General features: G+C 70.1%; 15 protein-coding genes. 9 read left to right on the top strand and 6 right to left on the bottom strand.

Annotation, left to right across the window (positions count from 1 at the left end; genetic code table 11):
- Window positions 1-6 precede the first annotated feature (6 nt).
- A complete protein-coding gene (locus tag ON19_RS20205) occupies window positions 7-450 on the bottom strand; it encodes a nucleoside deaminase (protein WP_043695280.1) in 444 nt (147 codons plus the stop codon).
- 199 nt (window positions 451-649) lie between these two features.
- Between ON19_RS20205 and cobA the strand changes: the two genes are divergently transcribed.
- The gene (cobA, locus tag ON19_RS20200) at window positions 650-1,924 is read left to right on the top strand and encodes a uroporphyrinogen-III C-methyltransferase (protein ID WP_051169111.1); all 1,275 of its coding nucleotides are present in this window, start codon (window positions 650-652) and stop codon (window positions 1,922-1,924) included.
- A 126-nt stretch (window positions 1,925-2,050) separates the two neighbouring features.
- Window positions 2,051-3,511: an MFS transporter gene (locus ON19_RS20195; protein ID WP_043695041.1), complete on the top strand. Its 1,461-nt coding sequence runs from the start codon at window positions 2,051-2,053 to the stop codon at window positions 3,509-3,511.
- A 19-nt stretch (window positions 3,512-3,530) separates the two neighbouring features.
- Here the strand turns inward: ON19_RS20195 and ON19_RS20190 are convergent, their stop codons facing one another.
- Window positions 3,531-3,944, bottom strand: a complete 414-nt coding sequence (locus ON19_RS20190) for a PPOX class F420-dependent oxidoreductase (protein WP_043695275.1) — start codon at window positions 3,942-3,944, stop codon at window positions 3,531-3,533.
- Window positions 3,945-4,105: 161 nt separating this feature from the next.
- Window positions 4,106-5,596, bottom strand: coding sequence for a CoA-acylating methylmalonate-semialdehyde dehydrogenase (locus ON19_RS20185; RefSeq protein ID WP_043695038.1), 1,491 nt, complete (start codon window positions 5,594-5,596; stop codon window positions 4,106-4,108).
- Between the two features lie 253 nt (window positions 5,597-5,849).
- Between ON19_RS20185 and ON19_RS20180 the strand changes: the two genes are divergently transcribed.
- Window positions 5,850-6,491, top strand: coding sequence for an HD domain-containing protein (locus tag ON19_RS20180; RefSeq protein WP_043695272.1), 642 nt, complete (start codon window positions 5,850-5,852; stop codon window positions 6,489-6,491).
- On the opposite strand, the gene yaaA is transcribed toward ON19_RS20180, so the two are convergent.
- Entirely contained in the window at window positions 6,484-7,227 is a 744-nt protein-coding gene (gene yaaA, locus ON19_RS20175) for a peroxide stress protein YaaA (protein ID WP_043695035.1), read from the bottom strand. The genes ON19_RS20180 and yaaA overlap by 8 nt on opposite strands.
- Before the next feature lie 58 nt (window positions 7,228-7,285).
- Between yaaA and ON19_RS20170 the strand changes: the two genes are divergently transcribed.
- A complete protein-coding gene (locus ON19_RS20170) occupies window positions 7,286-9,043 on the top strand; it encodes a proline--tRNA ligase (RefSeq protein ID WP_043695032.1) in 1,758 nt (585 codons plus the stop codon).
- Window positions 9,044-9,241: 198 nt separating this feature from the next.
- Window positions 9,242-10,993, top strand: a complete 1,752-nt coding sequence (locus ON19_RS20165; RefSeq protein ID WP_043695029.1) for an acyl-CoA dehydrogenase family protein — start codon at window positions 9,242-9,244, stop codon at window positions 10,991-10,993.
- A gap of 160 nt (window positions 10,994-11,153) precedes the next feature.
- On the opposite strand, the gene ON19_RS20160 is transcribed toward ON19_RS20165, so the two are convergent.
- Both ON19_RS20160 and ON19_RS20155 read right to left on the bottom strand, forming a co-directional pair.
- Window positions 11,154-11,588 carry a ferritin-like domain-containing protein gene (locus tag ON19_RS20160; RefSeq protein WP_043695026.1) on the bottom strand — a complete coding sequence of 145 codons (435 nt, stop codon included), beginning with the start codon at window positions 11,586-11,588 and terminating at the stop codon, window positions 11,154-11,156.
- On the bottom strand, window positions 11,585-12,133 hold the full coding sequence (locus ON19_RS20155) for a hypothetical protein (protein ID WP_043695024.1): 549 nt from the start codon (window positions 12,131-12,133) through the stop codon (window positions 11,585-11,587). Before ON19_RS20155 ends, ON19_RS20160 begins: the two co-directional genes overlap by 4 nt.
- Before the next feature lie 209 nt (window positions 12,134-12,342).
- Here ON19_RS20155 and rimP point away from each other — a divergent pair, with 209 nt between their 5' ends.
- The 4 genes from rimP to ON19_RS39055 form a co-directional block, all read left to right on the top strand.
- Window positions 12,343-13,008 carry a ribosome maturation factor RimP gene (gene rimP / locus ON19_RS20150; RefSeq protein WP_043695021.1) on the top strand — a complete coding sequence of 222 codons (666 nt, stop codon included), beginning with the start codon at window positions 12,343-12,345 and terminating at the stop codon, window positions 13,006-13,008.
- Window positions 13,005-14,033 (top strand): transcription termination factor NusA, encoded by a 1,029-nt coding sequence (gene nusA / locus ON19_RS20145; RefSeq protein ID WP_043695018.1) that lies wholly within the window; start codon window positions 13,005-13,007, stop codon window positions 14,031-14,033. Before rimP ends, nusA begins: the two co-directional genes overlap by 4 nt.
- A gap of 122 nt (window positions 14,034-14,155) precedes the next feature.
- Window positions 14,156-14,488, top strand: coding sequence for a YlxR family protein (locus ON19_RS40515; RefSeq protein ID WP_083899509.1), 333 nt, complete (start codon window positions 14,156-14,158; stop codon window positions 14,486-14,488).
- A gap of 108 nt (window positions 14,489-14,596) precedes the next feature.
- A partial coding sequence (locus ON19_RS39055; protein WP_174377711.1) for a translation initiation factor IF-2 N-terminal domain-containing protein occupies window positions 14,597-15,240 on the top strand: 644 nt, incomplete at its 3' end.

The following is a 15,240-nucleotide window of genomic DNA, read 5'->3' as shown; positions in this document are numbered from 1 at the left end:
CCCTCGTTACGCCTCGAGATCGTCGGCGATCCCGATGTCCTCCTGCCACAACGCGGGATGTTCGGCGATGAATCGGCTCATCAGGTCTATGCAGCGCCGGTCTTCCAGAACGGTGACGGCGACGCCGTGCCCCGCTAGCCACTCATGTCCGCCCGAGAATGTCTGCGACTCACCGACCACCACCGAACCGATGCCGAACTGGCGGATCAGACCGCTGCAATACCAGCACGGGGACAGGGTGGTGACCATGATGGTCCGGCGGTAATCCCGCCGCCGTCCCGCCGCGCGGAAGGCGTCGGTCTCGGCGTGCATGCTGGGATCGCCGGACTGCACCCGGCGGTTGCGGCCGCGCCCGAGCAGCGTGCCCGCCGTGTCGAAGAGGGCGGCGCCGATCGGGATACCGCCCTCGGCGAGCCCGCGCAGCGCTTGGTCGTAGGCCACGTCGAGCAGTCGTGCCGGTGTCACCCGTGTCATCGGTCCGCCTTTCCGAGCAGGACGCGTCGCTTCGCAACCTACCGTCCGGACTCGGCGAACCGCTTGTTACCACTGGTCACAGTAGGTGGGCGGTGGGTGGGTTCCGGCCGAGCGATCGTTCGGCATGCCCGGTCGATTGCCGGTGCCGGTCGGTCACGCCGTAGGCTCGAAACTTGTGCCGAACACGTCAGACGCAACGCAGGACCAGCCCACCGGCGACCCGAACTACCTGGTCGGGCTCGATCTGCACGGCCGGCGCGTCGTCGTGGTCGGCGGCGGGACCGTGGCGCAGCGCAGATTGGGCCTGCTGATCGCCTCCGGCGCGGACGTCCACGTGGTGAGTCGTGCGGTCACGCCCGCTGTCGAGGGGATGGCGAACTCGGGGCAGATCACCGTCACGCTGCGCGAGTACGCCGACGGCGACCTCGACGGCGCCTGGTACGCGATCGCCTGCACCGACGAACCCGAGACCAACGCGGCAGTCGTCGCCGAAGCGACGCGGCGGCGGATCTTCTGCGTGCGGGCCGACACGGCACGGCTGGGCACCGCGGTCACTCCGGCCACCGCGCGCTACGACGGGCTGACCCTCGGTGTGCTGGCGAGCGGACAGCACCGGCGTTCGGCGGCCGTGCGCAACGCGTTGCTGGAAGCTCTGCAATCGGGTGTGGTGAGCGACGACTCGACGCCGATCGCGCCCGGTGTGGCCCTCGTGGGCGGCGGTCCCGGCGACCCGGACCTGATCACCGTGCGCGGGCGGCGGCTGCTGGCCAGGGCGGACCTGGTGGTGGCCGACCGGCTCGCACCGCCGGAACTGCTCGCCGAACTCGGGCCGGAGGTCGAGGTGGTCGACGCCGCGAAGATCCCGTACGGGCGGGCGATGGCACAGGAAGCGATCAACAACGCGCTGGTCGAGGGCGCGAAGGCGGGCAAGTTCGTGGTGCGGCTCAAGGGCGGCGACCCCTATGTGTTCGGGCGCGGTTACGAGGAGTTGGAGGCGTGCGTCGCCGCGGGTGTTCCGGTCACGGTGGTGCCCGGCGTCACGAGTCCCATCTCGGTGCCGGCCGCGGCGGGCATCCCGGTGACGCACCGCGGCGTCACCCACGAGTTCGTCGTGGTGAGCGGGCACGTCGCGCCGGATCACCCCGACTCGCTGGTGGACTGGCCCGCGCTGGCCCGCTTGCGCGGCACCCTGGTGCTGATGATGGCGGTGGAGCGGATCGAACAGTTCGCCACCGCCCTGCTGGACGGCGGGCGCTCCGCGGGCACGCCCGCCACGGTCATCCAGGAGGGCACGCTGCGCACCCAGCGCGTGCTGCGCGCGGATCTCGGCACGGTGGCCGCCCGGGTGCGCGCGGAAGGCATTCGCCCACCCGCGATCGTGGTGATCGGCCCGACCGCCGGGTTCTCGGCCGACAACGTCGTCCCGCACGCCGACTCCGCTGCGGGATAGCGCGGCCCCCGGGGTGACGCCGGACGATCCGAGCCTCGCCGTGTTGCCGCTGGATCGGTGGGCGGGCAAGGTAAGGCACGGCATCAATTACAGTGACTCACTGTGCTTCGGAACCCCGCTGCGACGATGCAGTATCCAGTGACGCAGCGGGCCTTCGGGCTCGCCATCCTAGTCCTGAGCGGATTGCAGCTCATGGTCGTGCTCGACGGCACGGTGGTGATCTTCGCGCTGCCCCGGCTGCAGGAGGAGATGGGGCTGTCCAGCGCGGGTAGCGCGTGGACGGTGACGTCGTACGGGCTCACCTTCGCGGGTCTGATGCTGCTCGGCGGCCGCCTCGGCGACGCGTTCGGCCGCAAGCGCATGCTGGTGGTCGGCGTAGCGGTGTTCACCCTGGCCTCGCTGTTGTGCGGGCTCGCGCAGAACCAGGCGATGCTGCTCGCGGCGCGGGCCTTGCAGGGCGCGGGCGCGGCGGTCGCGGCGCCCACCGCGTTCGCGCTCGTGGCGACCACTTTCGCGCCGGGCAAAGCGCGCAACCAGGCGATCGCGATCGTCGGCTCGATGGTCGGCATCGGCTCCGTAGGCGGGCTCGTGGTCGGCGGTGCGCTGACCCAGCTGTCCTGGCGGTGGATCTTCCTGATCAACGTCCCGATCGGCGCGCTGATCATCCTCGGCGCGGCCTACAAACTCGCCGACACCGAACACCACCGCTCGGCGCTGGACATTCCCGGCGCGGTGCTCGGCACCATCGCCTGCGCGGCGATCGTCTTCGGGGCCACCGAGGGGCCGGAGATCGGATGGGGGCACCCGGCGATCATCGGTTCCCTGATCGCGGGCGTGGTGCTGCTGATCGTCTTCATCGCGCTGGAACGACGGGTGGACGACCCGCTGCTGCCCTGGTCGCTGTTCGACAGCCGCGACCGCATCGCCACCTTCCTGCTGATCTTCCTGGCCGGTGGCGTGCTCGGCGCCATGACCTTCTTCGTCGCTCAGTTCATGCAGAACGTCATCGGATACGGTCCGCTCAAGGCGGGTGTCGCGGCGATTCCGTTCACCGTCGGCATCGGCGTCGGCGGTGCGGTGGCCTCCAAGGCGGCGCTGTACGTCGCGCCGCGCTGGCTGCTCGCGGGCGCGGCCGCGGTGCTCGGCGTCGGGCTGCTGTTCGGTTCGACGCTCGACGGCGAGGTGATGTACTACGCGACGCTGCTGCCCTTGCTGGTGGTGATCGGCTTCGGCGTCGGCGTCGCCATGGTGCTCTCGCCGCTGTGCGTGCTGGTCGGTGTGCCGCCGTCCAATATCGGCCCGCTGGCCGCGGTCGGCCAGATGTTCATGAACCTGGCCACTCCCGTGGCCATCGGGCTGCTCACCCCGATCGCCGCCTCCCGCACCCTGTCGCTCGGCGGTCGCACGGAAAAGGTGACCGGGATGACGCCCGCGGAGATCGCCGCGCTGGGCGACGGCTACACACTGGTGCTGTTCGTCTGCGCCCTCATCGCCTTCGCCGCCGGACTGGTCGCCCTGACCCTGCGCTTCACCCCGCAGCAACTGGCCATGGCCCAGCACGCCCAGGAAGAAGCCCAGCAAACCTAGTCGTCCGGCAGCCCAGTCTTCAGAGACGGCCCGCTACTCGTCGGGACGTCACCCGCACGATGATCCGGGGGCCGTCGTTGACGGAGGCCGGGTTGAAATCCACGTACTTCTGTCCGGTGTACTTCGCCGAGAGTTCGTCGGGCAGGGTCTTCTCCGGATCGGGGCTGATCGTCGCGCTGCCCCGGATCTCCGCGTAGACGTACGGGTTGTCCGGCGGGTTGATCAGCACGGTGATCCGCGGGTCGCGGGCGAGGTTCTTGCCCTGCTGGCGATCGGTCGTGGTGGAGAAGAGCAGGTCGTCGCCGTCACGCTTGAGCCAGATCACGGTCAGGTGCGGTTGCCCGTTCGGCCCGATCGTGGCGGCGGTGGCGAAGACCTTCTCTTCGTCGAGGTATTTCTTCAGGTCGTCGGAGAGCTTTGCGGTACTGGTCACGCTCTGAGCGAACAACCAGGCGCAGCGCGGCATTCCCGTGGGGCCGGCCGCCGCGCCGGTCGTAAAGCGTTGCGGTCCAGACGGTATGCCGGTCGGGCGAGGTCAACGCGTGGTCGAGGATACTTTCCGGTCCGCTCCGAACCTGTGTCACCGGCCGGTGCCTACTTGTTCTGCGGGAAGCCGAGATTCAGCCCGCCGTGACTGGGGTCGAGCCAGCGTGTGGTGACCGCCTTGGTGCGAGTGAAGAACCGCACGCCGTCGGCCCCGTGCGCGTGCGCGTCGCCGAACAGCGAGTTCTTCCAGCCGCCGAAGCTGTAGTAGGACATGGGGACCGGGATCGGGACGTTGATGCCGACCATCCCGACCTCGACCTCGTTGTGGAAGCGGCGCGCGGCGCCGCCGTCGTTGGTGAAGATGGCGGTGCCGTTGCCGTAGGGATTGGCGTTGATCAGCGCCAGCGCGTCGTCGTAGCTGTCGACGCGTACGACCGACAGCACGGGCCCGAAGATCTCGTCGGTGTAGACGCTCATATCGGTGTCCACATGGTCGAGGATCGTCGGTCCGAGCCAGAATCCGTCTGCCGGGCCGTCGGCTCGCACGCCTCGTCCGTCGAGAACCACGGCGGCCCCCGCGGCTTCGCCCGCCGCGATGTAATCTGCGACCCGGTCGCGGTGCGCGCGGGTGACCAGCGGACCCATGTCGGCGCCGCGGGCGCCGTCGCCGATCCTGATGGTCCTGGCCCGCTCGGCGATCTTGCCGACCAGATCGTCGGCCGTCGCGCCCACCGCGACCACCACGCTGATCGCCATGCACCGCTCGCCCGCCGAACCGAACCCGGCGTTCACCGCGGCGTCGGCGGCCAGGTCCAGGTCCGCGTCCGGCAGCACCACCATGTGGTTCTTCGCGCCGCCGAGCGCCTGCACCCGTTTACCCGCGGCGGTGCCACGCTGGTAGACGTACCGGGCGACGGGGGTCGAGCCGACGAACGAGACGGCCTTGACGGCCGGGTTGTCCAGCAGTTCGTCGACCGCGACCTTGTCGCCCTGCACCACCGTGAAGACGCCCGCGGGCAGCTCGGCTTCGGCCCACAGCCGCGCCAGCCACAGGGACGGTGACGGGTCCTTCTCGCTCGGTTTGAGCACCACGGTGTTGCCCGCGGCGATGGCGAGCGGGAAGAACCACATCGGCACCATCGCGGGAAAGTTGAACGGCGAGATGACCGCGACCGGTCCGAGCGGCTGGCGGACGGCGAAGACGTCGACCTTGGTCGAGGCGTTCTCGGTGTAGCCGCCCTGGAGCAGATGCGGTATGCCGCAGGCGAACTCGACGACTTCCAGACCGCGGCTCACCTCGCCGGTCGCGTCGGCGACGACCTTGCCGTGCTCGGCGGTGATCAAGCGCGCCAGCTCGTCCTTCCGCTCGTTGAGCAGTTCGCGGAAGCGGAACAGGATCTGGGTGCGCCGGGCCAGGGAGGTGTCCCGCCAGGCGGGGAAGGCCGCGGCGGCGGAATCGATCGCCGCGCGGGTGTCGGCGACGTTCGCCAGCACGACCCGTCCGGTCACCGCCCCGGTCGCCGGATCGGTCACCGGCGCGGTCTTCTCGCTGGTGCCCGCGAAAGCCTTGCCGTCGAGCCAGTGCGCGATGGTCTGCATGTCTCCTCGATTCGCTCGGTGAGCATCGGCGGTGCCGCGGGCTCTCGCCGGACCTCCGATCCCACGGAACGAGAGGCGAGAAGCGGCTCGACTACTACTGTCCGGCTCCTAGCCTTCCCCGTGCGCCGACGGTCTGTACACGATTTCCACAGCTGTCCTACGATTCGCCGATGCTTGCCCGCAGGCGATGCCGGTGATGCGCGCCAGGGGCCGCGCCATTGTCGTGCGCAGGCGGTTGCGTGAGACTGTGCGCATGACGGTGGAGGAACGTGTGCTGGCGCGCTGGGTCGAGCTGGCGGGGGAGCACTTCGGTGCGGTGGGTTCGGATCTGATCGAGCGCTACGGCGAGCCGCATCGGCGCTACCACACGGTCGAGCATCTGGCGGCCGTGCTGGCGGTCGTCGACGACCTGGCCGAGGACGCCGACGACGTCGCCGCGGTGCGCTACGCGGCCTTCTTCCACGACGCGATCTACGCGGTCGATCGCGCAGACAACGAGGAGCGCAGCGCCGAACTGGCGGAGTCGACGCTGCCTGCCTTGGGTGCGTCGCCGGAGCTGGCAGGCGAAGTCGGCAGGCTGGTTCGCCTCACCGCGACCCACCACACCGCCGCCGATGACCGCAACGGCAACGTGCTCTGCGACGCCGACCTGGCGATACTCGCCGCCGATGCGTCCGGCTACGCCGCCTATACGCGGGCCGTGCGCGCGGAGTACCGGCACGTTCCGGACGACCTGTTCCGTGCGGGTCGCGCCGCGGTATTGCGAAAGCTGGCCGAGCAGCCGTACCTGTTCCGGACATCCGCCGCCCGCCGCCGGTACGAGTCGGCGGCGCGGGCCAATCTGGCGGCCGAGCTGGTCGCGCTCGCCATAGAGCAGCCCGACTCGCTCAGGTGATGATCAGCAGCTCGGTGGGCGAGGCGATCTCGGCTCGCAACCCCGCTTTGGCCGCTACCCGCGCGACCCCGCGGACGTCGGCCGGTTCGGCCCTGGTGAGCACGAGGGCACGCGCGAGCAGGCCCTTGTGGTGTTTGTTGAAATGACTCACCACCGTGCGCGAGCCGTCCGGATGCTCGGTGAGCACGTTCGCGGTGATCGCGCCGGGCACCCGCCCCAGTTGCTGATAGGTGCCCGAGCGCAGGTCCACGACGAGTTCGCCCGCGGCTTCGGTGTGCAGCGCCGCGGCCAGCTCGTCGCGCCAGAGGGCCGAAAGCGTCGGGAGACCGGGCAGTTTGGAGCCGCCGGAGAGCCGGTAGGCGGGGATGGGGTCACCCGCGCGGACCGCGCCGAACAGGGCGGAGCCGATGCCGAGCCGGGCGTACGCCTTGGCCCGCTGGGTCTTGGTGAACGAGCGCGCGTCGAGCGCGTCGTAGAGGACGCCGGTGTAGCGCTCCAGCGCGGGCCGGGTCGGCGAAACGCGCAGCGCGGCGTTGCGCGCGATCTCGCCGTCGGCCCCCTTGCCGAGTCCCAGCGCGGTTCGCGAGCGTTCCGGGTCGGCCGCCAATCGCACCACCTCGTCGATCAGCCGTGCCCGCACGCCCGTGAGCTGCGGCATCGCCAGCGAGTCCAGCGCGAGCGGCGTCCCCGCGCCGCCATCGGACTTGGTTTCGGAAGGAGGCAGCAGCACCAGCACGAACGAATACGGTAATGCGCTGGGACCGGCGACCGGCCAGCGACTACCCTGTGCTTCCGTGATCACCCGCCTCTCCCGCCTGTTCCTGCGAACTCTCCGCGACGATCCCGCCGACGCCGAGGTGCCGAGCCACAAACTGTTGGTCCGTGCCGGCTACGTGCGCCGCATCGCCCCGGGTGTCTACTCGTGGCTGCCGCTGGGCCTGCGCGTGCTGCGCAAGGTCGAGGACGTGGTGCGCGAGGAGATGGACGCGATCGGCGCCCAGGAGATCTCGCTACCGGCGCTGCTGCCGCGGGACCCGTACGAGACCACCAACCGGTGGACCGAGTACGGCGACGGCCTGTTCCGGCTGCGCGACCGCAAGGGTGCGGACTACCTGCTCGGCCCCACGCACGAGGAACTGTTCGCGCTCACCGTGAAGGGCGAGTACAGCTCCTACAAGGACCTGCCGGTCACGCTGTACCAGATCCAGACGAAGTACCGCGACGAGGAGCGTCCGCGCGCGGGCATCCTGCGTGGGCGCGAGTTCGTGATGAAGGACTCCTACTCCTTCGACCTGGACGAGGACGGCCTGAAGGCCAGCTACGACGCGCACCGCGAGGCCTATCAGCGCATCTTCGACCGGCTGCGGGTCAAGTACGTCATCGTGGCCGCCACCTCGGGCGCGATGGGCGGCAGCGCGTCGGAGGAGTTCCTGGCCGACAGCCCGGTCGGTGAGGACACCTATGTGCGCTGCCCGGAATCCGGCTACGCGGCCAATGTGGAGGCGGTGGTCACGCCCGCTCCCGAACCGCTGCCGATCGAAGGACAGCCGGCGGCCGTGGTGCACGACACCCCGGACACTCCGACCATCGCGACGCTGGTCGACTGGGCCAATAGCGCCGGTCTCGCCGAGCGCTACGGTCGTCCGGTCACCGCGGCCGACACGTTGAAGAACGTCATGGTCAAGCTGCGGCATCCCGACGGGAAGACCGAGATCGTCGGCATCGGCGTCCCCGGTGACCGCGAGGTCGACGACAAGCGCCTCGGCGCCTCGGTCGAACCGGCCGAGGTGGAGCTGCTCACCGAAGCGGACTTCGCCGAGAATCCGTTCCTGGTCAAGGGCTACATCGGCCCGAAGGCGCTGCAGGCCAACGGTGTTCGGTACCTGGCCGATCCCCGCGTCGGCACCGGCACCAGCTGGATCACCGGCGCCGACGCACCGGGCAAGCACGTCGTCGGTCTGGTGGCGGGCCGCGACTTCACCCCGGACGGCACCATCGAGGCCGCCGAGGTCCGCGACGGCGATCCCTCGCCCGACGGCCGGGGCACGCTGGTGGCGGCCCGCGGTATCGAGATCGGCCACATCTTCCAGCTCGGCAACAAGTACACCGACGCGTTCGAGGTGGACGTGCTCGGCGAGAACGGCAAGCCGGTGCGGCTGACCATGGGGTCCTACGGCATCGGCGTCTCGCGCATGGTCGCGGTGATCGCCGAGCAGCAGCACGACGACAAGGGGCTGCGCTGGCCCGCGGCGGTCGCGCCCTACGACGTGCACGTCGTGGTCGCGAACAAGGACGACGCGGCCCGTGCGGGCGCGGAGGACGTGGTGGCCGGCCTGCACGCCCAAGGCTTGGACGTGCTCTTCGACGACCGGACCGCCTCGCCGGGCGTGAAGTTCAAGGACGCCGAGCTGCTCGGCATGCCGCTGGTGCTGGTGATCGGCCGCGGCTGGGCCGAGGGCAAGGTCGAATTGCGCGACCGCTTCACCGGCGAGGCCGAGGAACTCCCCGCCGCCTCTGCGGTGGACGCGGTGGTAGCCCGAGTCCGCGGCTGACCCGGTGCTCGACGGCCCCCGGCGGAATCCGCCGGGGGCCGTCGTTGTCCCGACCAGGGCTATCGCCGCGCTGCCCGCGAACTGCTCCGACCGCTGGAACCATGGGCTCGCCACCTACGTGACCGTAACCGGTATTTGCTGGTCACAGATCCGTAGACCGCGCCGACGCTGCTATTACCCGCTGGTAAGTTAACCAGCATGACAAACACCGACGCGCGGCTCTTCAATCCCGCCACCTATGACCCGCAGCAGTTCGACGCCGAAACGCGGCGCCTGTTGCGCGCCACCATCGAGTGGTTCGAGGGCCGGGGTAAGCAGCGTCTGCTCGCCGACGACGCGAACGCGGTGTGGACTGCGGATTTCCTCGACTTCGTGAAGAAGGAGAAGCTGTTCGCGACCTTCCTGACCCCGGCGGCCTACGCCGACGGTGACCCGAACCGGCGTTGGGACGCCGCGCGCAACGCGGCGCTGTCGGAGATCTTCGGCTTCTACGGCCTGGCGTACTGGTACGCCGAGCAGGTGACCATCCTCGGCCTCGGACCGATCTGGCAGAGCGACAACGAGGCGGCCAAGAAGCGCGCGGCCGCTGATCTGGCCGACGGCGAGGTGATGGCGTTCGGTCTGTCCGAGCAGACCCACGGTGCCGACATCTACAACACCGACCTGGTGCTCACGCCCACCGAACCCGGCAGCGCGGACGCCGAAGCCGGCATCCTCTTCCGCGCGAACGGCGAGAAGTACTACATCGGCAACGGAAACGTGGCCAGCATGGTGTCGGTGTTCTCCCGGCGCTCCGACCTGGAGGGCGCGGACGCCTACGTGTGGTTCGCCGCCGACTCCCGCCACGAGAACTACCGCCTGCTCGGCAACGTCGTGCATCAGCAGATGTACGTCAGCACCTTCCGCCTGGAGAACTACCCGGTGCGCGCGGAGGACATCCTGCACACCGGCCCCGAGGCGTTCTCCGCCGCGCTGAACACCGTGAACGTGGGCAAGTTCAACCTCTGTCACGGCGGAATCGGCATGGTCGAGCACTCCTTCTACGAGGCGATCACGCACGCGAACAACCGCATCCTCTACGGCAACCCGGTCACCGACTTCCCGCACGTGCGGGGGAATTTCGTCGACGCCTACGCGCGCATCGTCGCGATGAAGCTGTTCAGCGATCGCGCGGTCGACTACTTCCGCAGCGCGAGCCTGGAGGACCGCCGGTACCTGCTGTTCAACCCGATGACGAAGTCCAAGGTGACCTCCGAGGGCGAAACGGTCATGACGCTGCTGCTGGATGTGCTGGCCGCCAAGGGGTTCGAGAAGAACACCTACTTCGCCGAGGTGCAGCGCCTGATCAACACGCTGCCCCGGCTGGAGGGCACGGTGCACGTGAACGTCGGGCAGATCCTGAAGTTCATGCCCAACTACTTGTTCGCCCCGCAGGACTACCCGGAGATCGGAACCCGGCAGGACGCCGCCGACGACGCGTTCTTCTGGCGTCAGGGCCCGGCCCGGGGCGCGGGCAAGGTGCGCTTCGCCGACTGGACGCCGGTCTACGACAAGCACGCCGACATTCCCAACGTGGGCCGGTTCTACGAGCAGGCGCAGGCGCTGCGCACGCTGCTGACCACAGCGGCGCCGGATGCGGACCAGCAGAAGGATCTGGACTTCATGCTGACCATCGGCCACCTGTTCTCCCTGGTGGTCTACGGCCAGCTGATCCTGGAGCAGGCCGCGATCACCGGCCTGGACCGTGACCTGATCGACCAGATCTTCGACTTCCAGATCCGCGATTTCAACACTTACGCGACGGCGCTGTACGGCAAGTCGTCAGCTACCCCGGACCAGCAGGGCTGGGCCGCATCCGCACTGCGGCCTCCGGTCGCCGATCGCCCGCGCTTCGACCGGGTATGGGCAGAGGTGGCGTCCTACGACGGCGCGTACGAGATGCGCCCGTAGTAACCGTGCGCCGAGCGAACGGCGGCCTAGGGTTATCCGTCGGCCGCCGTTCGCATCGATCGCCGGTGCGGCGTCTTCGGCGGGCTGCCGATGGCCGCACCCGCCTCACGGTCGGTGCGGCGCATGGGATCTCTCGACGCCTCGGTGCCCGGTCGCCGGGTCAGGCCTTGCCGGGAAACGCGACGGTGGGCGGATCGGCGCCGAGAATCGACTGCCAGGTGGCCAGCCGGACGGCGGCTTCGGTGAGCGCGTCGACCCCGCTGCGCCGGATGGCCATGGACACGCCACGCTCGACCACCGACCGCCAGGCGACGGCCGTATCGGACTCGACCGTGACGGCCAGCCGCGCGGCGGCGATCGGATCGGTGACCGGAAACGGCACCGTGTAGGCCGCGTCGGGCGGCGGCACCGTCGCACCGCCCAAGGTGAGGGCGTCCACGGTGGCGTTCCGCCGGGCCCGGTGCGCGGCGGTGTGCTCGGCGACCAGCCTGGTGCGCTCCGGCGAGGCGTAGGCGGCGATCACGCCGTAGGCGTACACCGCGCCGTACTCGGCGTTCAGCGCGTCGACGAGCGCTTCTCGTTCGGCCTCGGTCATGCCAGCAACACCCCAGCGTGCACCGCGCAGGCGGCGCTGATCGAAGCGAGCAGACCGGCCCGGTAGCCGGACAGGGCGCGAGCCAGATCGGCGGCCGATTTCCGGGACTCGGTGAGCTGCGCCCGCAGCGCGTCGACGGTGGGCGGCGCGGTGAGCGGTGCGGCGCTGCCCGAAGCCACGGCCGACGGACCGGATCCGTTGGCGCGGGTGCGGTGCACCGGCTTGGTGCCGTCGGCGTAGACGCCGATCACGCGATCGATCTCGGTTCGCAACGCGTCGGCATGGGCGGTGCGCTCTGCCGCGATCGCGGTCAGCGCGGCGTGCCGCTCGGGTGCGGCGGCGATGGCCGCGGTCGCGGCGGCGGCATCGGCGCGGGCCACGACCTCCTGCGCGGCAAGGGGATCCGGCTCGTGGACCACGTCGTCGCCGGTGCAGCCCGCCAGGGCCCCGAGGGCGAGGGCGCCGACCGTTCCGCCGCCCGCGAGACGTAGCGCGCTGCGACGATCCAGCGCGGCGAGGCGGGGTCGGTGCCGGTCGGAAGGCATGCCGGAAGTGCGCCCGGCACGCGGCGGGGCGGGAAGGCGGATGGGCACGGCATCATCGTGCCAGATTCGCGGGGCGGCACCGGACGAGCGTCGGCCGTGGCGCGCAAACTCCTCGACCACTGGTCCTTTACACTCTCGTGGCGCGTTACGCTAGACCTTCGGTAGAGAATTCTCCCGCCGCGTCACAACTGAACCAGGAGCCGCCCCACATGCCGATGCCGACCGAGGAAAGGGTGAGCCAGCTCGTAGCTGGTCTCGTGGAACGCCGAGGATTCGACCTCGAGGGCGTCGAGATCGCGACGGCGGGCAAGCGCGTGGACGCGCAGGCTCGGGTGCAGGTGACCGTGGATCGCGACACCTCCGATCTGGACGCGCTCGCGAACCTCAGCACCGAATTGTCGGCGCTGCTGGACGAGGCGGGGGAGTTCGGCGAGACGCCCTACCTGCTGGAAGTCACGACCCCGGGCATCGATCGACCGCTGACCGCCGACCGGCACTGGCGCCGGGCGCGGGGGCGCAAGGTGCGCGTCACACTGCGCGAGGGCGCGCAGCCGCCGGAGGGATCGGCCCGCTTCGAGGCCAGGGTCGGCGCGCTCTCCGGTGATTCGGTGGCGCTGGTGCTCGGCGGCAAACGAGACCCGCACCGGGTGACTGTCCCGCTCGCCGACATCGCCACAGCCGTCGTCCAGATCGAGTTCTCCCCGCCCGGCGCGCGGGAGCTGGAACTCGCGGGCGGAGTCGTTCCGGGGCGGCCCGCCCCGGGCCAGGAAGATGCGGTGGCGGTCGACGACGCCGCGGAGCTCCGAGGAACACCGAATGCACTCTCCGAATCCGTGACTGCGTCCGATTCGCCGACCGAAGGGACCGTGGAATGAACATCGAAATCGAAGCCCTGCGCGCGATCGTCGCCGACAAGGGGATCTCGATCGAGACCGTGATCTCCGCGATCGAGTCGGCGCTGCTGACCGCGTACCGCCACACCGAGGGCCACCAGCCCAACGCGCGCATCGACATCAACCAGAAGACCGGTGTGGTCCGGGTGATGGCGCGCGAAGTGGACGCCGACGGCAATGTGATCTCCGAATGGGACGACACCCCGGAGGGGTTCGGCCGGATCGCGGCGACCACCGCCAGGCAGGTGGTGCTGCAGCGGCTGCGCGACGCCGAGAACGAGAAGTCCTTCGGCGAGTTCTCCACCCATGAGGGTGACATCGTGGGCGGCGTGGTGCAACGCGACGCGCGCGCCAACGCCCGTGGCACGGTCGTGGTGCGCATCGGCAGCGAGCTGCACGGCGCGGAGGGGCTGATCCCGCCCGCCGAGCAGGTGCCGGGCGAGACCTACGAGCACGGCGACCGGATCAAGTGCTACGTCGTCGGCGTCTCGCGCGGTTCGCGCGGTCCGCAGATCACGCTGTCGCGCACCCACCCGAACCTGGTGCGGCGCTTGTTCGCGCTGGAGGTGCCGGAGATCGCCGACGGCTCGGTGGAGATCGTGGCCGTGGCGCGGGAGGCCGGCCACCGATCCAAGATCGCCGTCCGCACCACCGTCCCCGGCGTGAACGCCAAGGGCGCCTGTATCGGTCCCATGGGGCAGCGCGTGCGCAACGTGATGAGCGAGCTGGCCGGCGAGAAGATCGACATCATCGATCACGCCGACGATCCGGCGACCTTTGTCGGCAATGCGCTCTCGCCGTCGAAAGTGGTTTCGGTCACTATCGTCGACGCCGAGGCCCGGGCGGCCCGCGTCGTGGTCCCGGATTTCCAGCTTTCGCTGGCGATCGGCAAGGAGGGCCAGAATGCCCGCCTGGCCGCGCGGCTGACCGGCTGGCGCATCGATATCCGCAGCGACGCCGCTCCCGACATGGGCGGATCCGTGCGAACGGAGGCGCATCGGAGTTGACCGGAGCCCGCCCGCGGAGTGCTCGGGATGACAGGTTCGTAACTTCCGCGGGGGAGGGGTTCGGCGTTCCGAGCGCGGCAGCGGTAGAGTGGTCCAAGGTTCAGTCCGAGCCTTCGGTTCCACTGCCCGACCGCACCACCGAGCAGCCCCCGGCGCCCCAGCGTCGAGCAGCTCCGGTACGGACGTGCATCGGGTGCCGAAAGCGAGTACTGGCCGTCGATCTGTTGCGGATCGTGGCTCGGGACCGTGAGACCGGAGACGGCTCCCACGTCCTCGAGATCGTTCCCGATCCGCGGCGCAGACTTCCTGGACGGGGTGCCTGGATGCACCCCCTTTCGGCTTGTCTGCGCGCCGCAGAGCGGCGCCGAGCGATCGGCAGAGCACTCCGAGTGTCCGGACATCTGGATATCTCAGCCCTGGAGCATTACCTCGAGAACAGGCACGAGCACTCATGAGCACACCGTGAAGTACCAACGATGAACGTCCATCGGAGATAACCCGAGGTCGTGCGGGCCGCCGTCGCCAGAACGGTGGGGCTGCTCGACCTCTCAGTGAGGAGAGCAGTGGCAGGCAAGGCCCGCGTGCACGAGTTGGCCAAAGAACTCGGTGTCACGAGCAAGGAACTACTCGCAACGCTCAAGGAGCAGGGCGAGTTCGTGAAGTCGGCGTCCTCGACGGTGGAAGCACCCGTCGCGCGTCGGCTGCGTGAGTCGTTCGCGGCGAAATCCGCCCCGTCGAACGGCAACAAGCCGGGCGCACGCCCCGGACCGTCCGGCCGTCCGGCCGCCAAGCCCGCGGGCGGTGGCCCGCGTCCAGGTCCCCGTCCGCCGGCGCCCACCCCGGCGCCCACCGTGCAGGAGACCGCCGTTCCCGCCGCGCGCACCGGCGAATCCCCGGCCGTGAAGCCGGGTCCGGCCACGCGTCCGGGACCGTCCCCGTCGCCCAAGCCCCCCGTCAGGGAATCGATCACCCCGCAGGCCGCGTCGGCTTCGGGTGCGACGGCGAGTTCCGCGCCCGCTCCGGCGGGTCCGCGTCCGACGCCGGGTGGCCCGCGTCCCGGCCAGCAGCAGCGGCCCGGTGCGCCCGGCCCGGGTGGTCAGCGCCAGGGTGGCGCCGCTTCCGGCCCGCGCCCGGGGCCGAAGACCCCGCGCGTCGGTAACAACCCCTATTCGTCGGCTCCCGAGCGTCCCGCGCCGCGTCCGGCCCC

This window comes from Nocardia abscessus NBRC 100374 (genome assembly GCF_000308455.1).
Taxonomy (GTDB): Bacteria; Actinomycetota; Actinomycetes; order Mycobacteriales; family Mycobacteriaceae; genus Nocardia; species Nocardia abscessus.
Note: the sequence above shows the minus strand (reverse complement) of the source record. Positions and strands in the feature narration are given on the sequence as shown.